We start from the raw sequence: 14,609 nt of genomic DNA on the forward strand, positions 1-14,609 counted from the left end.
GCTAACCGAAGTACGGTCATCCTTGCCACGGGTAAAGTGCCTGGATGCGTGAAAGGGTTGGAGACCGATGGCGGACATCAATCTCGGCATGACCGAGCGGCTGAAGCCGATCCACGCCCGCGTCGCCGCTATGGTGCGCGACGAGATCATGCCGCTCGATCATGAGTTTTTGAGCGAGGTCGGCAAGGGCGGCGACCGCTGGGTCTATACCGCGCGGCAGACCGAAATCCTCGAAGGGTTGAAGAAAACGGCCAAGGATCGCGGCCTGTGGAATTTCTGGCTGACCGGCTCCGAGCGCGGCTATGGGCTGTCAACCGTCGAATATGCCTATCTGGCCGAGGAGATGGGCAAGGCGCATCTCGGCGCGGAGACCTTCAATTGCTCAGCGCCCGACACCGGCAATATGGAGGTGCTGGAGCGCTATGGCTCGGAGGACCACAAGCAGGCATGGCTAGCGCCGCTGCTCGAGGGGAAAATCCGCTCGGCCTATCTGATGACGGAGCCGGATGTCGCCTCCTCCGACGCCACCAACATCGCCATGCGCTGCGAAAAGCAAGGCGGCGACTATGTACTCAACGGCGAGAAATGGTGGGCGTCGGGGGCCGGGGACCCGCGCTGCGCCATCTACATTGTCATGGTTCGCACCGGCGAAGCCGAGACGCAGCACCGCCGCCATTCGATGATCCTGGTGCCGTCCGGCACCAAGGGCGTGACCAAGCTGCGGCCGATGCAGGTCTATGGCGACGACGACGCGCCGCATGGCCACATGCATCTTCGCTTCGACAATGTCAGGGTGCCGGCCGGAAACCTGATCCTCGGCGAGGGCAGGGGGTTCGAGATCGCCCAGGGGCGGCTTGGCCCCGGCCGCATCCACCATTGCATGCGCGCCATCGGCCAGGCCGAAATGGCGCTGGAGCTGCTGTGCCAGCGCTCGGTGCGCCGCGAGGCCTTCGGCCAGCCCTTGGCCAAGCTCGGCGCCAATTTCGACATCATCGCCGAATGCCGCATGGAGATCGAGATGGCGCGGCTGCTCTGCCTCAAGGCGGCGTGGATGATCGACCAAGGCGATGCGCGCGCAGCCGCGCCCTGGATCAGCCAGATCAAGGTCATCGCACCGCGCGTCGCGCTCAAGGTCACCGACGAGGCCGTGCAGATGTTCGGGGCGCAAGGCATCAGCCAGGACACGCCGCTGGCACGCTCATGGACGCATCTGCGAACCCTGCGCCTCGCCGACGGGCCGGACGCCGTGCACCGCCGGCAGGTGGCGCGTACGGAGCTCAGGAAATACACGCAGGAAAAGGTCTGAGCGGATGAAGGCCATTATCGCCCGCGATTTCGCGCCGCTCGGCCAGCTCGTCCATGCCGACAATCTGAAGGAACTGGTCGGCTGGCATCTCGCCGGCAAGGTTTGGCCGGTCATCGAAGGCACTTATCCGCTGGCCGATGCCGCCGCCGTGCTGACGCGCGTGCTTGGCCGTGGCGCATCCGGCAAGCTCATCCTCAAACGTTAAGGAGCCCCGCCATGGCGATACCTTCAGACATGAGAGCACTGCTGCTGATCGGCGACGGCTACACCAGGACGCCCTCCGGCAGCGTGCTGGAGGCGATGGAGCCGTATCTCACGCTGGGCAGCATCGGCGTGCCGACGCCCGGACCGAGCCAGGTGCTGATCAAGGTCAGCCTCGCCTCGATCAACCCGTCCGACGTCATGTTCATCAAGGGCCAGTACGGTCAGCCGCGCGCCAAGGGCCAGCCGGCCGGCTTCGAGGGTGTCGGCACGGTCGTTGCCAGCGGCGACGAGCCCTATGCGAAAAGCCTGATCGGCAAGCGCATCGCCTTCACCACCGGCGTCACCAATTGGGGCGCGTGGGCGGACTATGCAGTTGCCGAAGCTGCCGGCTGCATTCCGCTGCTCGACACGGTCCGCGACGAGGATGGCGCGGCGATGATCGTCAACCCGCTCACGGCGCTCGCCATGTTCGACATCGTCAAGCAGACGGGCGAAAAAGCCTTCATCATGACCGCCGGCGCCAGCCAGCTTTGCAAGCTGATCGCGGGTCTCGCCAAGGAGGCTGGGTTCCGGCCGATCGTCACCGTGCGCCGCGACGAGCAGATTCCGCTGTTGAAGGAGATCGGGGCTGCCCATGTGCTCAACGAGAAGGCGCCGGATTTCAAGGCAGCACTACGCGATGTGGTCAAGGCCGAGCAGCCGCGCATCTTCCTCGATGCCGTGACCGGGCCGCTGGCCTCGGCGATCTTCGACGCCATGCCGAAGCGCTCGCGCTGGATCATCTATGGACGGCTCGATCCGGACACCACTGTCATCCGTGAGCCCGGCCAGATGATCTTCCAACACAAGCACATTGAAGGCTTCTGGCTGGTCGAATGGATGCGCCAGTTCCGCGACAAGCGCGGCCCGGCGATCATGGAAGCACAGAAGCGCTTTTCGGATGGGCGCTGGTCAACCGACGTGACGGCGGTGCTACCGCTGGATGAGGCGATGGCGAAGGCCCCGGCGGAGCTGGCCAAGCCGAACGGGAAGGTGTTTATCAGGCCGTGACTTTCTACCCTCCCCCTTGTGGGGAGGGTCGACGAAGAGCAATTTTGCTCTTTCGTCGGGGTGGGGGTCTTGGCTCCTACCTCTGTTATTCGCGGGAGCGCTGGACCGACGTTAGTTGGCGCTGCACCCCCACCCCGGACCTGCGGTCCGACCCTCCCCACAAGGGGGAGGGTAAGCGGAGCTACTCCGCCGGCTCGACATTGGCGTACGCCGCTTCCTCAAGCTCCCGCTTCAGCCTCGCTTCCTCATGCGCCTTCGGCGTGACGAAGCGGCCGAGCAGGAGGTAGGCGACCGGGGTCAGGAACAGCGTCGAGACGGTGGCGAGACCCAGCCCGCCGACGATGACCCAGCCGAGCGCGATGCGCGCTTCGGCACCGGCGCCGGCGGCCAGCACCAGCGGGACCCCGCCGAGGATGGTGCAGATCATCGTCATCATCACCGGCCGCAGGCGGATGATCGAGGCCTGCTCGATCGCCTCGCGCACGCCGAGGCCGCGGTCGCGCAGCTGGTTGGCGAATTCGACGATGAGGATGCCGTTCTTGGCCATGACGCCGACCAGAAGCACGAGGCCGATCTGGCTGTAGGCATTGAGGCTGGTGCCTGACAAAAGCAGCGCAAAGATTGCGCAGGCAAGGCCAAGGGGGACCGTCGCCATGATGATGACGGCGCTGACGAAGCTTTCGAACTGGGCGGCGAGCACCAGGAGGATGATGACCAGCGCGAAGCCGAAAATGGTGATCATGGCGCTGTTGGTCTCGCCGAGCGTCGCGGCTTCGGCCAGCGGCAGGACGCGGCTGCCCGGCGGCAGCAGCGGGGCGGCGATCTGCTCGGCAACGCCGAGCGCGTCACCCAGTGCGAAATTGCCGTTCAGGTTCGAGGTGATCGCCACCGAAGGCTGCTGCTGTTCGCGGGTCAGCGACGGCGGCACGGCGCGCTCGGTCAGCGTGGCGATGGTCGACATTGGCACGAAGCGGCCGTCGGCGGTCTTCAGGAAGATGTTTTCCAGATCGGTCGGATCATTGATCGGGTTGGTGGTCGAGACCAGCTTCACGCCATAGCTGCGGTCGGCGATGTAGACATCGACGACATCGTTGCCGTCGAGCATGGCCTGCAAGGTGTTGGCGAGACCCGATATGTCGATGCCGAGATCGGAGGCGCGCTCGCGGTCGATCGCCACCGCCAGCTGCGGCTGCGTCGGGTCGATGGAAAGCCGCGGCGTCTGGAAGCGCGGATCGGCCTGCATCCGGGCGATGATCTTCACCGCCGCGTCGCCGAGCGCCTTGCGGTCGTTGCCGACCAGCGCGAATTGCAGGCCGTTGCCGGCGCCGCGAATGCCGAGGCTATTGGCCTGCACCGGGAAGATGCGCACGGATGGCACCTGCCGGGTCAGCTGGCTTATCTGCGCCATGATCTCCTGCTGGCTGCGCGTGCGCTCGTCCCACGGCGCCAGCGTCATCACCATGAAGCCGGAATTGTAGGCGCCGTTCTGGCCGGCGTTTTCGAAGGTCGAGACGATCTCGCCGGAATCGCGCAGCGGCTGGATCAGCCGCTCGATCTTCTGCATCTGCTGCGTGGTGTAATCGAGGCTGACGCCTTGCGGCGCGTTGATGCGCAACAGCACGACGGCGCGGTCCTCGCTCGGCGTCAGTTCCTGGCGGATGGTGCCGAACAGGCTGAAGGCGACGCCCGCAAACAGCACCGCAACCAGCAGCACGATCCACGGCGCGCCGAGGCAGGCATGCAAGGCGCGCTTGTAGGCCGCGTTCAGCGCGCCACCGACGCGCGCGCCAATGCCGTGACCGCCTTCATGGTGGAGCGATGCGCCGGTCAACATGCGCGAGGCCAGCATCGGGCACAGCGTCAGCGCCACCACGCAGGAGAGCAGCACCGACATGGCGAGGACGAAGCCGAATTCGCGAAACAGGCCGCCGGTCTGTCCCGGCAGGAAGGAGATCGGCACGAAAACGGCAACGAGCGTCAGCGTCGTGGCGATGACTGCGAAGAACACTTCTTGGGCGCCGAGCACGGCGGCGGCACGAGGCCCCATGCCTTCGTTGCGCCGTCGCACGATGTTTTCCAAAACGACGATGGCGTCGTCGACGACAAGGCCGGTCGCCAGCACCAGCGCCAGAAGCGTCAGAATGTTGATGGAGAAGCCTGCGAGATAGATGGCGGCGATGGTGCCGATCATGGCGACCGGCATTGACAGACCAGGGATCAGCGTCGCGCGCCAGTCGAGCAGGAAGATGTAGATGACGATCAGCACCATGGAGATCGACAGGCCGAGCGCGATCTCGACCTCGTGCACGGCGCCGTTGACGAAGACTGCGTCGTCGCTGGTGATCTTGATCGACATGCCCTTGGGCAGGTTTTCCTGCAGCTTGGCGACGGCTGCTTTCACTCCGGTGGAAATATCCAGCGTGTTCGATTCCGCCTGACGGATGATGCCAAGGCCAATGCCGGTCTTGCCGTCGGAGCGCAACGAGGTCTGGCCGATGTCGGGACCGAGCGTGACGGTGGCGACGTCGCGGATGCGCGTCGTGCCGCCGATGATGATGTTTTCGAATTCTTCCGGCGTCGTCACATCGGCCGTGGTGCGGACGATGAGATCCTGGTTGGTGGTGGTGATCGAACCGGCTGGTGAATCGAAAGCGACCGAGGCAAGCGCTGCCCTCAGATCGGCGACAGTGAAGCCGAGGCTGGCGAGCTTGTTCTGGTCGACATCGATGCGGAAGATCTTGTCGCGGTCGCCATAGACCTGAACGTCGGCGACGCCGGGCACGGCGGCCAGTTCGTCCTCGATCTGGTCCTGGACGATCACCGTCATGTCCTGCACCGACATGGTGTCGGAGGTGACGGCCAGTCGCATCACGGCATCGGAATTGGCATCGGCCTTGACGATGCGCGGCGGGTCGGCGGTCTCCGGTATCATGTTGGCGACACGGCCGACCGCGTCGCGCACGTCGGAGGCGGCGACGTTCAAATCGACGCCGTCGTTGAACTCGATGGTGACGCGGCTCTGGCCGAAGGAAGAGGTCGACGAGATCGACTTGACGCCGGAGACGCGGGCGACCGCGCCCTCGATGGTGTCGGTCAGTTCACGGTCGACGGTTTCGGCGGCGGCACCCTCGAAGGCCGTCGACACGGTGACCACGGCGCGGTCGACGTCGGGCAGTTCGCGGATTTCGACGCCATAGAAGGCGGCAAGGCCGGCCACTGCGATCAGCGTGTTCAGCACGAAGGCCATGACCGGCCTGCGGATGAAGAGAGCGGTGAAGCCGGTTTCGCTGGCGGTGCTGACAGGCGCGGTCATGAGCCTTCGGCGGCGTCCGCGGCGCGCTTGTCCTGGCCGGCGATGCGGACCGCGCCGCCTTCGCTGACGCTCTGGGTGCCTTCGGTCACCACCATGTCGCCATCCTCGATCTCGGCGTCGATCAGCACCGTCTCGGTGTTGCGCTGGATGATGCGCACGGGAACGCGCCTGGCCTTGCCGTCCTCGACCTGCCAGACATAGGCGCCGTCGGAACCCCACAGGATTGCCAGCGGGCTGACGGCCGGGTAGGTGTCGCCGGGGAAGCGCATGGTGATGCCGAACGACATGCCGGCGCGCAGCGAATCCGCTGGATTGGCGATTGCAGCCTTGACCAGCAGAGTGCGGCTCTTTTCGTCGATGTGGTTGTCGATGGCCGACACAGTGCCGGTATAGGCCTTGCTCGGATTGGCGATCGGCGTCGCCGACAGTTGCGCGCCGACCTTGACGGCGGCGGCGAAGCGCTCGGGCACCAAGAAATCGACCAGGATGGAGGAGCGGTCGTCAAGCGTGGCGATCGCCGACTGGCTGGTGACGTAATTGCCGGCCGATATCGGCAGGATGCCGACCGTGCCGGCGATAGGGGCGACGATCGAACGACGCTGCAAGGCGAGTTCGGCATCCTGCAGCGCCAGTTTGGCGCCGGCCAGCACCACTTGGGCATCGGCGACGGCGACCGGGGTCGCGGCGTTGGAGGCCCTCAATGATTTCACCCGCTCGAGCTTGTCCTGGGCATCCTGCAAGGCGAGCTTGGCACGATCCTGCGAGATCACCTCGGTCTCGGAATCGAGAACAGCGATGATCTGCCCCTTGTCGACGCGGGTACCGGACTGGACGAGGAATTCAACCAGCCGGCCGGAGCTGTACGGGTTGACCGTCACCGAGGCATTGGCGCGGCCGGTGCCGATCGCCTGCAGGCGATCGTTGATGGTGGCGGTGGCCGCAGGCAAGGCGACGACATTTGCCGGGCGGCCGGCAGCGTTGCGACCGCCTGCCTGTTTTGTCGTGTCGACCGCACCGGTTGTGGCGGGCGCCGAAGCATAGGTCCAGTCGATACCCCAGCGTGCCAGAACCTCCGGCGCGCCCGGGAAGAATCGCGCCCAGGCGAGGACAGCCGCGACCAGGATCACAAGCGCAAAAACGATCTGTTTCCAGGCGACCATCGACACTCCGGTTGGCAAAACGTCTACCGGTTTCACCAAGCAAAAAAACGCGCAGCGACGCACCCGGTATGTGCGAAGCCGCCGCAATATCATGGCTTTATGGCAATTCTGCCGCTTCCATGCACATTAAATCTGCGTAATTTTGCGCACCTGCGGCCGGGATTGAGCGTGTCAGCGCAGGCTTTCCAGGTCGCGGATGCGCTTGGCGCTGTCGGCCTCGAGCTGCCTGGTGACAGCGCCGATCAGCGTCTCGGCGACAACGAACAGAGCGGCGGAAGAGTCCCACGCCGAAGGCACGGCGGTGCGTCCTGCAATGACATGGCGGGCGAAGCGGGCGATCGGCGATAGCCACTGGTCGGTGAACAGCACGATCTGTACGCCGCGCTGATGCGCGGTCTCGGCAAAGCGTACCAGACTGTCCTGGTAGCGCCTGATGTCGAAGATCACCAGCACGTCGCGCTTGCCCATGTCAATCAGCCGGTCGCGCCAGATGCTCTCCTGACCGGCGAGGTGATAAACGTCGGGCTGGATGATGGCGAGGTGGGCGGCCATGTAGCGCGCCAACGGATCGGTGAAGCGGCCGCCGATCAGGAATGTCTTGCCGCGCCGTTCGGCGAGCCTTTCGGCGATGTCGGCAAGCTGCCTGTCGGACAGATGCCTGAAGGTCTCGCGCATATTGTCCAGCGTCGCCTCCAGCATTGGCGACACGGCACTGCTGCCCGGTGAGGCCGGATTGAGCGTGCGCGATGCCGGCGACTGCAATTGCGCCGCCAGTTCGTCCTGCAGCGCCGACTGGAATTCGGGATAGTTCTGGAACCCCAGCCTGGAGACAAAGCGCAGGATGGTCGGCGACGATACGCCGGCGGCGGTCGAGAACTCGGCGACCGTCTTCAGCCCGATCAGCGGATAGTTGGCAATCAGCGTTTGCGCGGCGCGGCGCTCGCCGGCCGGCATCGTGCCGATGCGGTCCGAAATCAGTTCGGCAATGCTGGAAATCATCGTTTTCCCCACCCCTGAGCCCGTCCAGACCGCTTCCCCGAAATCGCGTTTGACAAAGCCGGACAAACTGTATGAAATCATCCACAGGGACGCAATGACGCAAAATACGTAACATAAGATACAGCGCTCCCCAGGGGACGGCAGACTATGGAGAGAGCACGGCCCGCCAGCCTTGCATCGTCTGATACCGTAGGGGTGACGAACCCCGGCGGGTCCAGCCCTTTCGTGCTGACCTGCGACCACGCTTCCAACTTCCTGCCATCCGAATTCGGCACGCTTGGCCTGCCGGCCGAAGATCTCTCCCGCCACATCGCCTGGGACCCCGGCGCGCTGCCGGTGGCCCGCCGCATCGCGACCGCCCTCGATGCGACGCTCATCGAAACCCGCATCTCGCGCCTGATCATCGACTGCAACCGTCCGCTCGACGCACCGGACCTGGTGCCGCCGGTCAGCGAGACGACGGCCATTCCGGGCAATGCCGGCCTGTCGGACAGTGAGCGCGCCGAGCGCATCGCTTTGTCGTGGCGGCCGTTCCACGACACGATCGCATCGATCATCGACGACCGGCAGGCGCGTGGGCAGGAGACCCGGCTGGTGTCGGTGCATTCCTTCACCCCGGTCTACAAGGGCAAGAACCGGCCCTGGCATATCGGCATCATCCACGATGACGACCGCCGGCTGGCGTCGCCGCTCATAGCGGCGCTGCAGCGGCTCTCCGGCGTCAGTGTCGGCATCAACGAGCCCTATTCGCCGGCCGACCGCGTCTATTTCACTTTGGAGCGCCATGCACGCTCGCGCGGCCTTGCCTGCGCAATGATCGAAATCCGCAACGACGAGATCTCCGGCGAGACCGGGCAGCGGAAATGGGCGGATCTGCTCACAGGCATTTTTTCTGACCTGGAACCCGAGGAGGCCAAGGGTTCCCGGCGACACGCAGTGGGAAAGTCAGTTCAATCGGCCAGCTAGAAAAACAGGGGACGAAAATGGCAGGACCGGACAAATCAGACGCTGAAAGATCGGAGGATGTAAAAACCCTCCATAGCATGGGCTATGCCCAGGAGTTGGCTCGCCGCATGAGCGGCTTCTCGAACTTCGCTATTTCCTTTTCGATCATTTGCATTCTGGCGGGCGGCATCACGTCCTTCCCGCTGGCCATGGCGACCGGCAGCGGCTTCGAGGCGACTGTCGGCTGGGTCATCGGCGGCGTCTTTGCACTTGTCGTTGCCGCGTCCCTTGGCCAGATCGGCTCGGCCTATCCGACGGCCGGCGGTCTCTACCACTGGTCGTCAATTCTCGGCGGGCGCGGCTGGGGCTGGGCCACGGCCTGGATCAACTTGCTCGGCCTGGTCTTCGTCGTCGCCTCGGTCAATGTCGGCGTCTACGCGCTGTTCAAGGACCTTGTCTGGTCCGGCGTGTTCGGTAACGACGTCTCCGCGTGGGGCTATCAGGAGCAGGTGATCGGCGTTGTGATCATCACGGTCGCGCAGGCGCTGATCAACCATTTCGGTATCAGGCTCACCACCATGCTGACGGATTTCTCGGGCTACCTCATTCTGGTCGTCGCCGTCGTGTTGACCGCGATGTTCCTGATCTGGGGCGCAAGCTGGGATTTCTCGCGGCTCACCACCTTCGTCAACAACACCGGTGATCCAGGCGCAGGCTACGTTCCGACCGCACGGACGGCACTCGTCGCCTTCCTGATCGGCCTGCTCTACCCACTCTACACCATCACCGGCTTCGACGCTTCGGCCCACACGTCCGAAGAGACCCACAATGCCCGCGTGGCGGTGCCGCGCGGCATGATCCATTCGGTTCTGTGGTCGCTGGTGTTCGGCTTCGTCATGGCCGTTTCGTTCGTACTGGCCAGCCCCGATCTGGCAGCGACGGCCAAGGATGGCGCCAATGCCTGGTTCAATCTCTTCAACAATCTGCCGGCGCCATTCCTGCTGAAGAGCATCATTGCCATCGCGATCGTGCTGGCGAACTTCATCTGCGCGCTCGCCGGACTGACGTCGACCTCGCGCATGATCTTTGCCTTCGCGCGTGACGGCGGCCTGCCCGGTTCGTCGGTGTGGAAAACCGTCAGCCCGACATGGCGCACGCCCGTGGCGGCGATCTGGCTCGGAGCGGTGCTCGCAGTCGCAGCGACATTGTACTCGCCGGCTTTTGCCGCACTGGCGGCCGGCTGTGCATTGTTCCTCTACGTGTCCTACGCCATGCCCGTGGCCGCCGGCCTGCTTGCCGAGGGCAAGAGCTGGACCGAATTCGGCCCGTTCCGCCTCGGCATCTGGTCCAAGCCGTTCGCCGTCATCACGGTGCTTGGCGTTCTGGTGCTGATGTATGCCGGCATCCAGCCGCCCTTCGACATCCTGATCAACTATGCCATCGGCCTGATCGTTCTGCTGGTGGTTCTGTGGTTCGGCATCGAATCTCGCCGCTTCAAAGGCCCGCCGATCGGCGCCGACATTGCTCGCCGCGCTTCCGAGATCGCGGCCGCGGAAGCAGCCGTCGGCCAGACGGCAGGCTAACAGCAAAGACTAGATGCTCCGGCCGGCGCAAGCCGACCGGGGCAGGGCCGGCCAGCTAAGAATGCAAAGGGGACTACAATGGCAGCACCGGGTTATTCAGACACAGACAAGGCGGAAGACGTAAAGCACCTCCATTCCATGGGCTACGCCCAGGAACTTGAGCGGCGGCTAAGCCGCTTCTCCAACTTCGCCGTTTCCTTCTCCATCATCTGCATCCTGTCGGGCGGCATCAATTCGCTGGCGCAGGCAACGTCGGGCGCCGGCGGTATCGGCATCGGCATCGGCTGGCTGGTCGGCTGCTTCGTCTCGCTTACCTTCGCGGTCGCCATGTCGCAGATCAGCTCGGCCTATCCGACGGCCGGCGGCCTCTATCACTGGGGTTCGATCCTCGGCAATCGCGGCACCGGCTGGGTGACGGCCTGGCTCAACCTGCTCGGCCTGATCACCGTGCTCGGCGCCATCAATGTCGGCACCTGGACGTTCTTCATCGGCGCCTTCGGGCCGACGCTCGGCATCGAGGGTACGCTGACCAATCAGATGATCTTCCTGGTCATCATCACCGGCGCCCAAGCGCTGATCAACCATCTCGGCATCAAGCTGACTGCGAAGTTGACCGACTTTTCGGGTTACCTGATCTTCTTCGGCTCGATCCTGATTGCTGTCGTCTGCCTGTTCTCCGCCGAGACCTGGGATTTCAGCCGGCTCTTCACCTTCCACAACTACTCGGGTGAGGCCGGCGCCAGCGTCTGGCCGTCCGTCTCGAACGCCTGGGTGTTCGCTCTCGGCCTTCTGCTGCCGATCTACACCATCACCGGCTACGATGCTTCGGCACACACTTCCGAGGAAACCATCAAGGCGGCCTCATCGGTGCCGCGTGCGATGGTGATGTCGGTTATCTGGTCGGCGGTCTTCGGCTATTTGTTCCTGGCCGCCTTCGTACTGATGATCCCCAACATGGACGACGCCGCCAAGCAGGGTTGGAACGTGTTCTTCTGGGCCTTCGACCAGCGCGTCAGTCCCGGCCTCAAGGAGTTCGTCTACCTCGTCGTGTTCATCGCCCAGCTGTTGTGCGGCCTCGCAACCGTCACCTCGGCTTCGCGCATGATCTTTGCCTTCTCGCGTGACGGCGGCCTGCCGGGCTCGTCGGCACTGGCCAAGGTCAGCCCGACCTATCGCACGCCGGTGGCGGCGATCTGGACGGCGTCGGTCCTGTCGGTGCTGTTCGTCTGGGGTTCGACGCTGGTTTCGGTCGCCGGTACTTCGGCCTACACCATCGTCGTGTCCTGCACCGTCATCTTCCTGTTCCTGTCCTTCACCGTGCCGATCGTGCTCGGCATGCTGGCCTGGGGCACGCCGAAGTGGGACAAGATGGGACCGTGGAACCTGGGCCGTGGCATCTTCATGCTGTTCGGCGTTCTCTCGATCGTGTCGATGATCCTGATCTTCATCATCGGCATCCAGCCGCCGAACGACTGGGCGCTGTACATCACCGTCGGCTTCTTCATCCTGACGGCGATTATCTGGTTCGCCTTCGAGCGCAATCGCTTCCAGGGCCCGCCGCTGGGCGACATCATCGCGGCGCGTCAGGCAGCGATCAAGGCCGCCGAACAGGCGGTCGGCGAAACCGGCCACTGACGTCACCATCATGGCCATGGCCGGCGTGCAGCCGGCTATGGTTTCGTCCTCAACGACCAAGCACTGGAGTGCCAAAGGAATGGCCGGAAATTTCTCGTTCGATCAGTTGAAGAAAGCGGTCTCCAATGGCGAGATCGACACGGTGCTGGCCTGCATCGTCGACATGCAGGGGCGGCTGGCTGGAAAGCGTTTCCTGGCGCAGTACTTTGTGGATTCTGCTCATGACGAGACGCATGGCTGCAACTATCTGCTCGCCGCCGACATCGATATGGAGCCGGTGCCGGGCTACAAGGCGGCAAGCTGGTCGAAAGGCTATGGCGACTTCGTCATGAAGCCGGACCTGGCGACGCTGCGGCGCATTCCGTGGCTGGAAAAGACGGCGCTGGTGATCTGCGACGTGCTCGACCACCACACCCATGACGACCTGCCGCATTCGCCGCGCGCGATGCTGAAAAAGCAGGTCAAGCGGCTCACCGAACGCGGCTATATCGGCTACTTCGCCTCGGAGCTCGAATTCTATCTGTTCAACGAGACCTATGATTCCGCCCGCAAGAAGCACTGGCAGGGCCTCGATACCGCTTCGCCCTATATTGGCGACTACCAGATCGGCATCACCACCAAGGAAGAAGGCGTCATGCGCCGGCTTCGCAACGAGATGGAAGCGGCCGGCATTCCGATCGAGAATTCCAAGGGCGAATGGGGCCCGGGCCAGGAAGAGATCAATGTGCGCTATGCCGAAGCGCTCGACATGGCCGACCGCCACGTCATCCTGAAGAACGGCGCCAAGGAGATTGCCGAGTCCGAAGGCAAGTCGATTTCCTTCATGTCGAAATACAATTACGGGCTCGCCGGTAATTCCAGCCACATCCACAATTCGCTGTGGAGCGCCGACGGCAAGACGCCATTGTTCTTCGACAAGAAGGCGGACTGGACTTTGTCCACGCTTGGCCAGCAATGGGCGGCTGGGCAGCTCAAATACGCCAAGGAGTTTACCTGGTTCCTAGCGCCCTACATCAACTCCTACAAGCGCTTCCAGGCCGGCACCTTCGCACCGACCAAGATCATGTGGAGCGAGGACAACCGCACCGCCGGCTTCCGCCTGTGCGGCGAGGGCACCAAGGGCATCCGCATGGAATGCCGCATCGGCGGCGCCGACCTGAACCCCTATCTCGCTTTCGCAGCGCTGATCGCGGCCGGCCTTGCCGGCATCGATGAGAAGCTCGAACTGCAGAAGCCGTTCGTCGGCGATGCCTACCAGGCCTCGCGCCTGCCGGAGATCCCGAAAACGCTGCGTGACGCCACCGAGACGCTGGCCAAGTCGAAGATGCTGAAGCAGGCGCTCGGCGACGATGTGCTCGAACATTATGTCCACACCGCAAAGTGGGAGCAGTTCGAATACGACCGCCGCATTACGGATTGGGAACTGCACAGAGGGTTCGAGCGGTACTAAAACTTTATACAGCTTTAATGTTGACAATGTGGTGAAGTTAGTACCATATGGTACCTGTAAACTGCAGTGCTACATTGAGGAGTTTGCGATGTCCAAATATGCGCCGCTCAAGGATTTTCTCATTGCCCAAAATGTCGATCGCGTCCCGATGTCATTCGCCGAAATCGAGAGAGTGCTCAATCTGCCGCTGCCCGCATCGAAGCAATACCCTGCATGGTGGAGCAACAATCCGAGCAACAATCCCATGACAAGGGAGTGGCTTGAGGCTGGGTTCGAGACCGAATCCGTCAATATAGGGAGTGGGAAACTGGTATTTCGCCGCGTTCGCAAAGTGCCGATTTCGGCGCCGCCCAGTGGTAGCGTGCCTGCCGCGCCAAAGGAGGCGCGCGCGGATCGCCACCCCGGTTTTGGTTTCATGAAGGGCCTGATAACAATCGAAGCCGGATTTGATATCACCAAACCTTTCGATGACGAGCCATGGGACCGGGGCTATCTGGGCGGTGAGGCTGACGCGCGTGACGGCAAACTTGCGGTGAGTAAATGAGCGAAGGGCCAAACCTGCTTCTGGATACATGTGCGATGATCTTTGTCGCCAACGATAGTCTGATCGATCCGCACGCAAGCCGGGAGATTTCGGAAGCGGCCTATGACGGCCGTCTGTATCTTTCGCCGATGTCGGCATGGGAGATCGGAATCGGCGTAGCCAAGGGCCGGCTCAATCTGCCATTGACGCCACTCGACTTCGTGGAGCGTTTCATCGACCGAATGTCGGCAAAGCTCAGCGCTATCTCACCAGCCATTCTGATTGCGTCATCCAACCTGCCCGGTCCGCCTCATGGTGATCCCATGGATCGGATACTGATGGCAAGTGCGAGAGCGTTGGACATGGTTCTGGTGACGCGTGACGAGCCCATCCTTCGCTATGGCCGCAACGGCCATCTGCGTACGCTAGCCTGCTAAACTG

General features: G+C 63.4%; 12 protein-coding genes. 9 read left to right on the forward strand and 3 right to left on the reverse strand.

The window, feature by feature from the left end; all coding sequences use genetic code 11:
• Positions 1 to 67: 67 nt before the first annotated feature.
• Genes NKJ75_RS01335 through NKJ75_RS01345 form a run of 3 tightly spaced genes read left to right on the forward strand, consistent with a single transcriptional unit; the run spans position 68 to position 2,560 of the window.
• The gene (locus tag NKJ75_RS01335) at positions 68 to 1,306 is read left to right on the forward strand and encodes an acyl-CoA dehydrogenase family protein (protein ID WP_023686451.1); all 1,239 of its coding nucleotides are present in this window, start codon (positions 68 to 70) and stop codon (positions 1,304 to 1,306) included.
• A complete protein-coding gene (locus NKJ75_RS01340; RefSeq protein WP_084558271.1) occupies positions 1,209 to 1,511 on the forward strand; it encodes a zinc-binding dehydrogenase in 303 nt (100 codons plus the stop codon). Before NKJ75_RS01335 ends, NKJ75_RS01340 begins: the two co-directional genes overlap by 98 nt.
• 11 nt (positions 1,512 to 1,522) lie before the next feature.
• Complete coding sequence (locus NKJ75_RS01345) at positions 1,523 to 2,560, forward strand: zinc-binding dehydrogenase (RefSeq protein ID WP_023744172.1); 1,038 nt, start codon at positions 1,523 to 1,525, stop codon at positions 2,558 to 2,560.
• Positions 2,561 to 2,741: 181 nt separating this feature from the next.
• Here NKJ75_RS01345 and NKJ75_RS01350 read toward each other — a convergent pair whose 3' ends face one another.
• From NKJ75_RS01350 to NKJ75_RS01360, 3 genes are all read right to left on the reverse strand, one after another.
• Positions 2,742 to 5,873: an efflux RND transporter permease subunit gene (locus tag NKJ75_RS01350; RefSeq protein WP_023671158.1), complete on the reverse strand. Its 3,132-nt coding sequence runs from the start codon at positions 5,871 to 5,873 to the stop codon at positions 2,742 to 2,744.
• Positions 5,870 to 7,033, reverse strand: a complete 1,164-nt coding sequence (locus NKJ75_RS01355) for an efflux RND transporter periplasmic adaptor subunit (RefSeq protein WP_023744173.1) — start codon at positions 7,031 to 7,033, stop codon at positions 5,870 to 5,872. The genes NKJ75_RS01350 and NKJ75_RS01355 overlap by 4 nt, the downstream gene beginning before the upstream one ends.
• A 171-nt stretch (positions 7,034 to 7,204) precedes the next feature.
• Positions 7,205 to 8,032 (reverse strand): MurR/RpiR family transcriptional regulator, encoded by an 828-nt coding sequence (locus tag NKJ75_RS01360; RefSeq protein ID WP_023686446.1) that lies wholly within the window; start codon positions 8,030 to 8,032, stop codon positions 7,205 to 7,207.
• A 147-nt stretch (positions 8,033 to 8,179) separates the two neighbouring features.
• Here NKJ75_RS01360 and NKJ75_RS01365 point away from each other — a divergent pair, with 147 nt between their 5' ends.
• The 6 genes from NKJ75_RS01365 (at position 8,180) to NKJ75_RS01390 (ending at position 14,605) form a co-directional block, all read left to right on the forward strand.
• Entirely contained in the window at positions 8,180 to 8,998 is an 819-nt protein-coding gene (locus tag NKJ75_RS01365; RefSeq protein WP_023686445.1) for an N-formylglutamate amidohydrolase, read from the forward strand.
• A gap of 17 nt (positions 8,999 to 9,015) precedes the next feature.
• Positions 9,016 to 10,560, forward strand: a complete 1,545-nt coding sequence (locus NKJ75_RS01370; protein ID WP_023691842.1) for an amino acid permease — start codon at positions 9,016 to 9,018, stop codon at positions 10,558 to 10,560.
• Between the two features lie 78 nt (positions 10,561 to 10,638).
• Positions 10,639 to 12,195: an amino acid permease gene (locus NKJ75_RS01375; RefSeq protein ID WP_023744174.1), complete on the forward strand. Its 1,557-nt coding sequence runs from the start codon at positions 10,639 to 10,641 to the stop codon at positions 12,193 to 12,195.
• Between the two features lie 79 nt (positions 12,196 to 12,274).
• Positions 12,275 to 13,645 carry a glutamine synthetase family protein gene (locus NKJ75_RS01380; RefSeq protein WP_023744175.1) on the forward strand — a complete coding sequence of 457 codons (1,371 nt, stop codon included), beginning with the start codon at positions 12,275 to 12,277 and terminating at the stop codon, positions 13,643 to 13,645.
• A gap of 88 nt (positions 13,646 to 13,733) precedes the next feature.
• A complete protein-coding gene (locus NKJ75_RS01385; RefSeq protein ID WP_023744176.1) occupies positions 13,734 to 14,189 on the forward strand; it encodes a DUF7662 domain-containing protein in 456 nt (151 codons plus the stop codon).
• Entirely contained in the window at positions 14,186 to 14,605 is a 420-nt protein-coding gene (locus tag NKJ75_RS01390) for a type II toxin-antitoxin system VapC family toxin (protein ID WP_031197611.1), read from the forward strand. Before NKJ75_RS01385 ends, NKJ75_RS01390 begins: the two co-directional genes overlap by 4 nt.
• Positions 14,606 to 14,609: the final 4 nt, after the last annotated feature.

The sequence above is a fragment of the Mesorhizobium sp. M0058 genome, from assembly GCF_040323095.1.
GTDB lineage: Bacteria > Pseudomonadota > Alphaproteobacteria > Rhizobiales > Rhizobiaceae > Mesorhizobium.

Coding starts and splice junctions, on each gene's coding strand:
- NKJ75_RS01335 (WP_023686451.1), top strand. CDS start 68: ATGGCGGACATCAATCTCGGCATGACCGAGCGGCTGAAGCCGATCCAC.
- NKJ75_RS01345 (WP_023744172.1), top strand. CDS start 1,523: ATGGCGATACCTTCAGACATGAGAGCACTGCTGCTGATCGGCGACGGC.
- NKJ75_RS01350 (WP_023671158.1), bottom strand. CDS start 5,873: ATGACCGCGCCTGTCAGCACCGCCAGCGAAACCGGCTTCACCGCTCTC.
- NKJ75_RS01355 (WP_023744173.1), bottom strand. CDS start 7,033: ATGGTCGCCTGGAAACAGATCGTTTTTGCGCTTGTGATCCTGGTCGCG.
- NKJ75_RS01360 (WP_023686446.1), bottom strand. CDS start 8,032: ATGATTTCCAGCATTGCCGAACTGATTTCGGACCGCATCGGCACGATG.
- NKJ75_RS01365 (WP_023686445.1), top strand. CDS start 8,180: ATGGAGAGAGCACGGCCCGCCAGCCTTGCATCGTCTGATACCGTAGGG.
- NKJ75_RS01370 (WP_023691842.1), top strand. CDS start 9,016: ATGGCAGGACCGGACAAATCAGACGCTGAAAGATCGGAGGATGTAAAA.
- NKJ75_RS01375 (WP_023744174.1), top strand. CDS start 10,639: ATGGCAGCACCGGGTTATTCAGACACAGACAAGGCGGAAGACGTAAAG.
- NKJ75_RS01380 (WP_023744175.1), top strand. CDS start 12,275: ATGGCCGGAAATTTCTCGTTCGATCAGTTGAAGAAAGCGGTCTCCAAT.
- NKJ75_RS01385 (WP_023744176.1), top strand. CDS start 13,734: ATGTCCAAATATGCGCCGCTCAAGGATTTTCTCATTGCCCAAAATGTC.
- NKJ75_RS01390 (WP_031197611.1), top strand. CDS start 14,186: ATGAGCGAAGGGCCAAACCTGCTTCTGGATACATGTGCGATGATCTTT.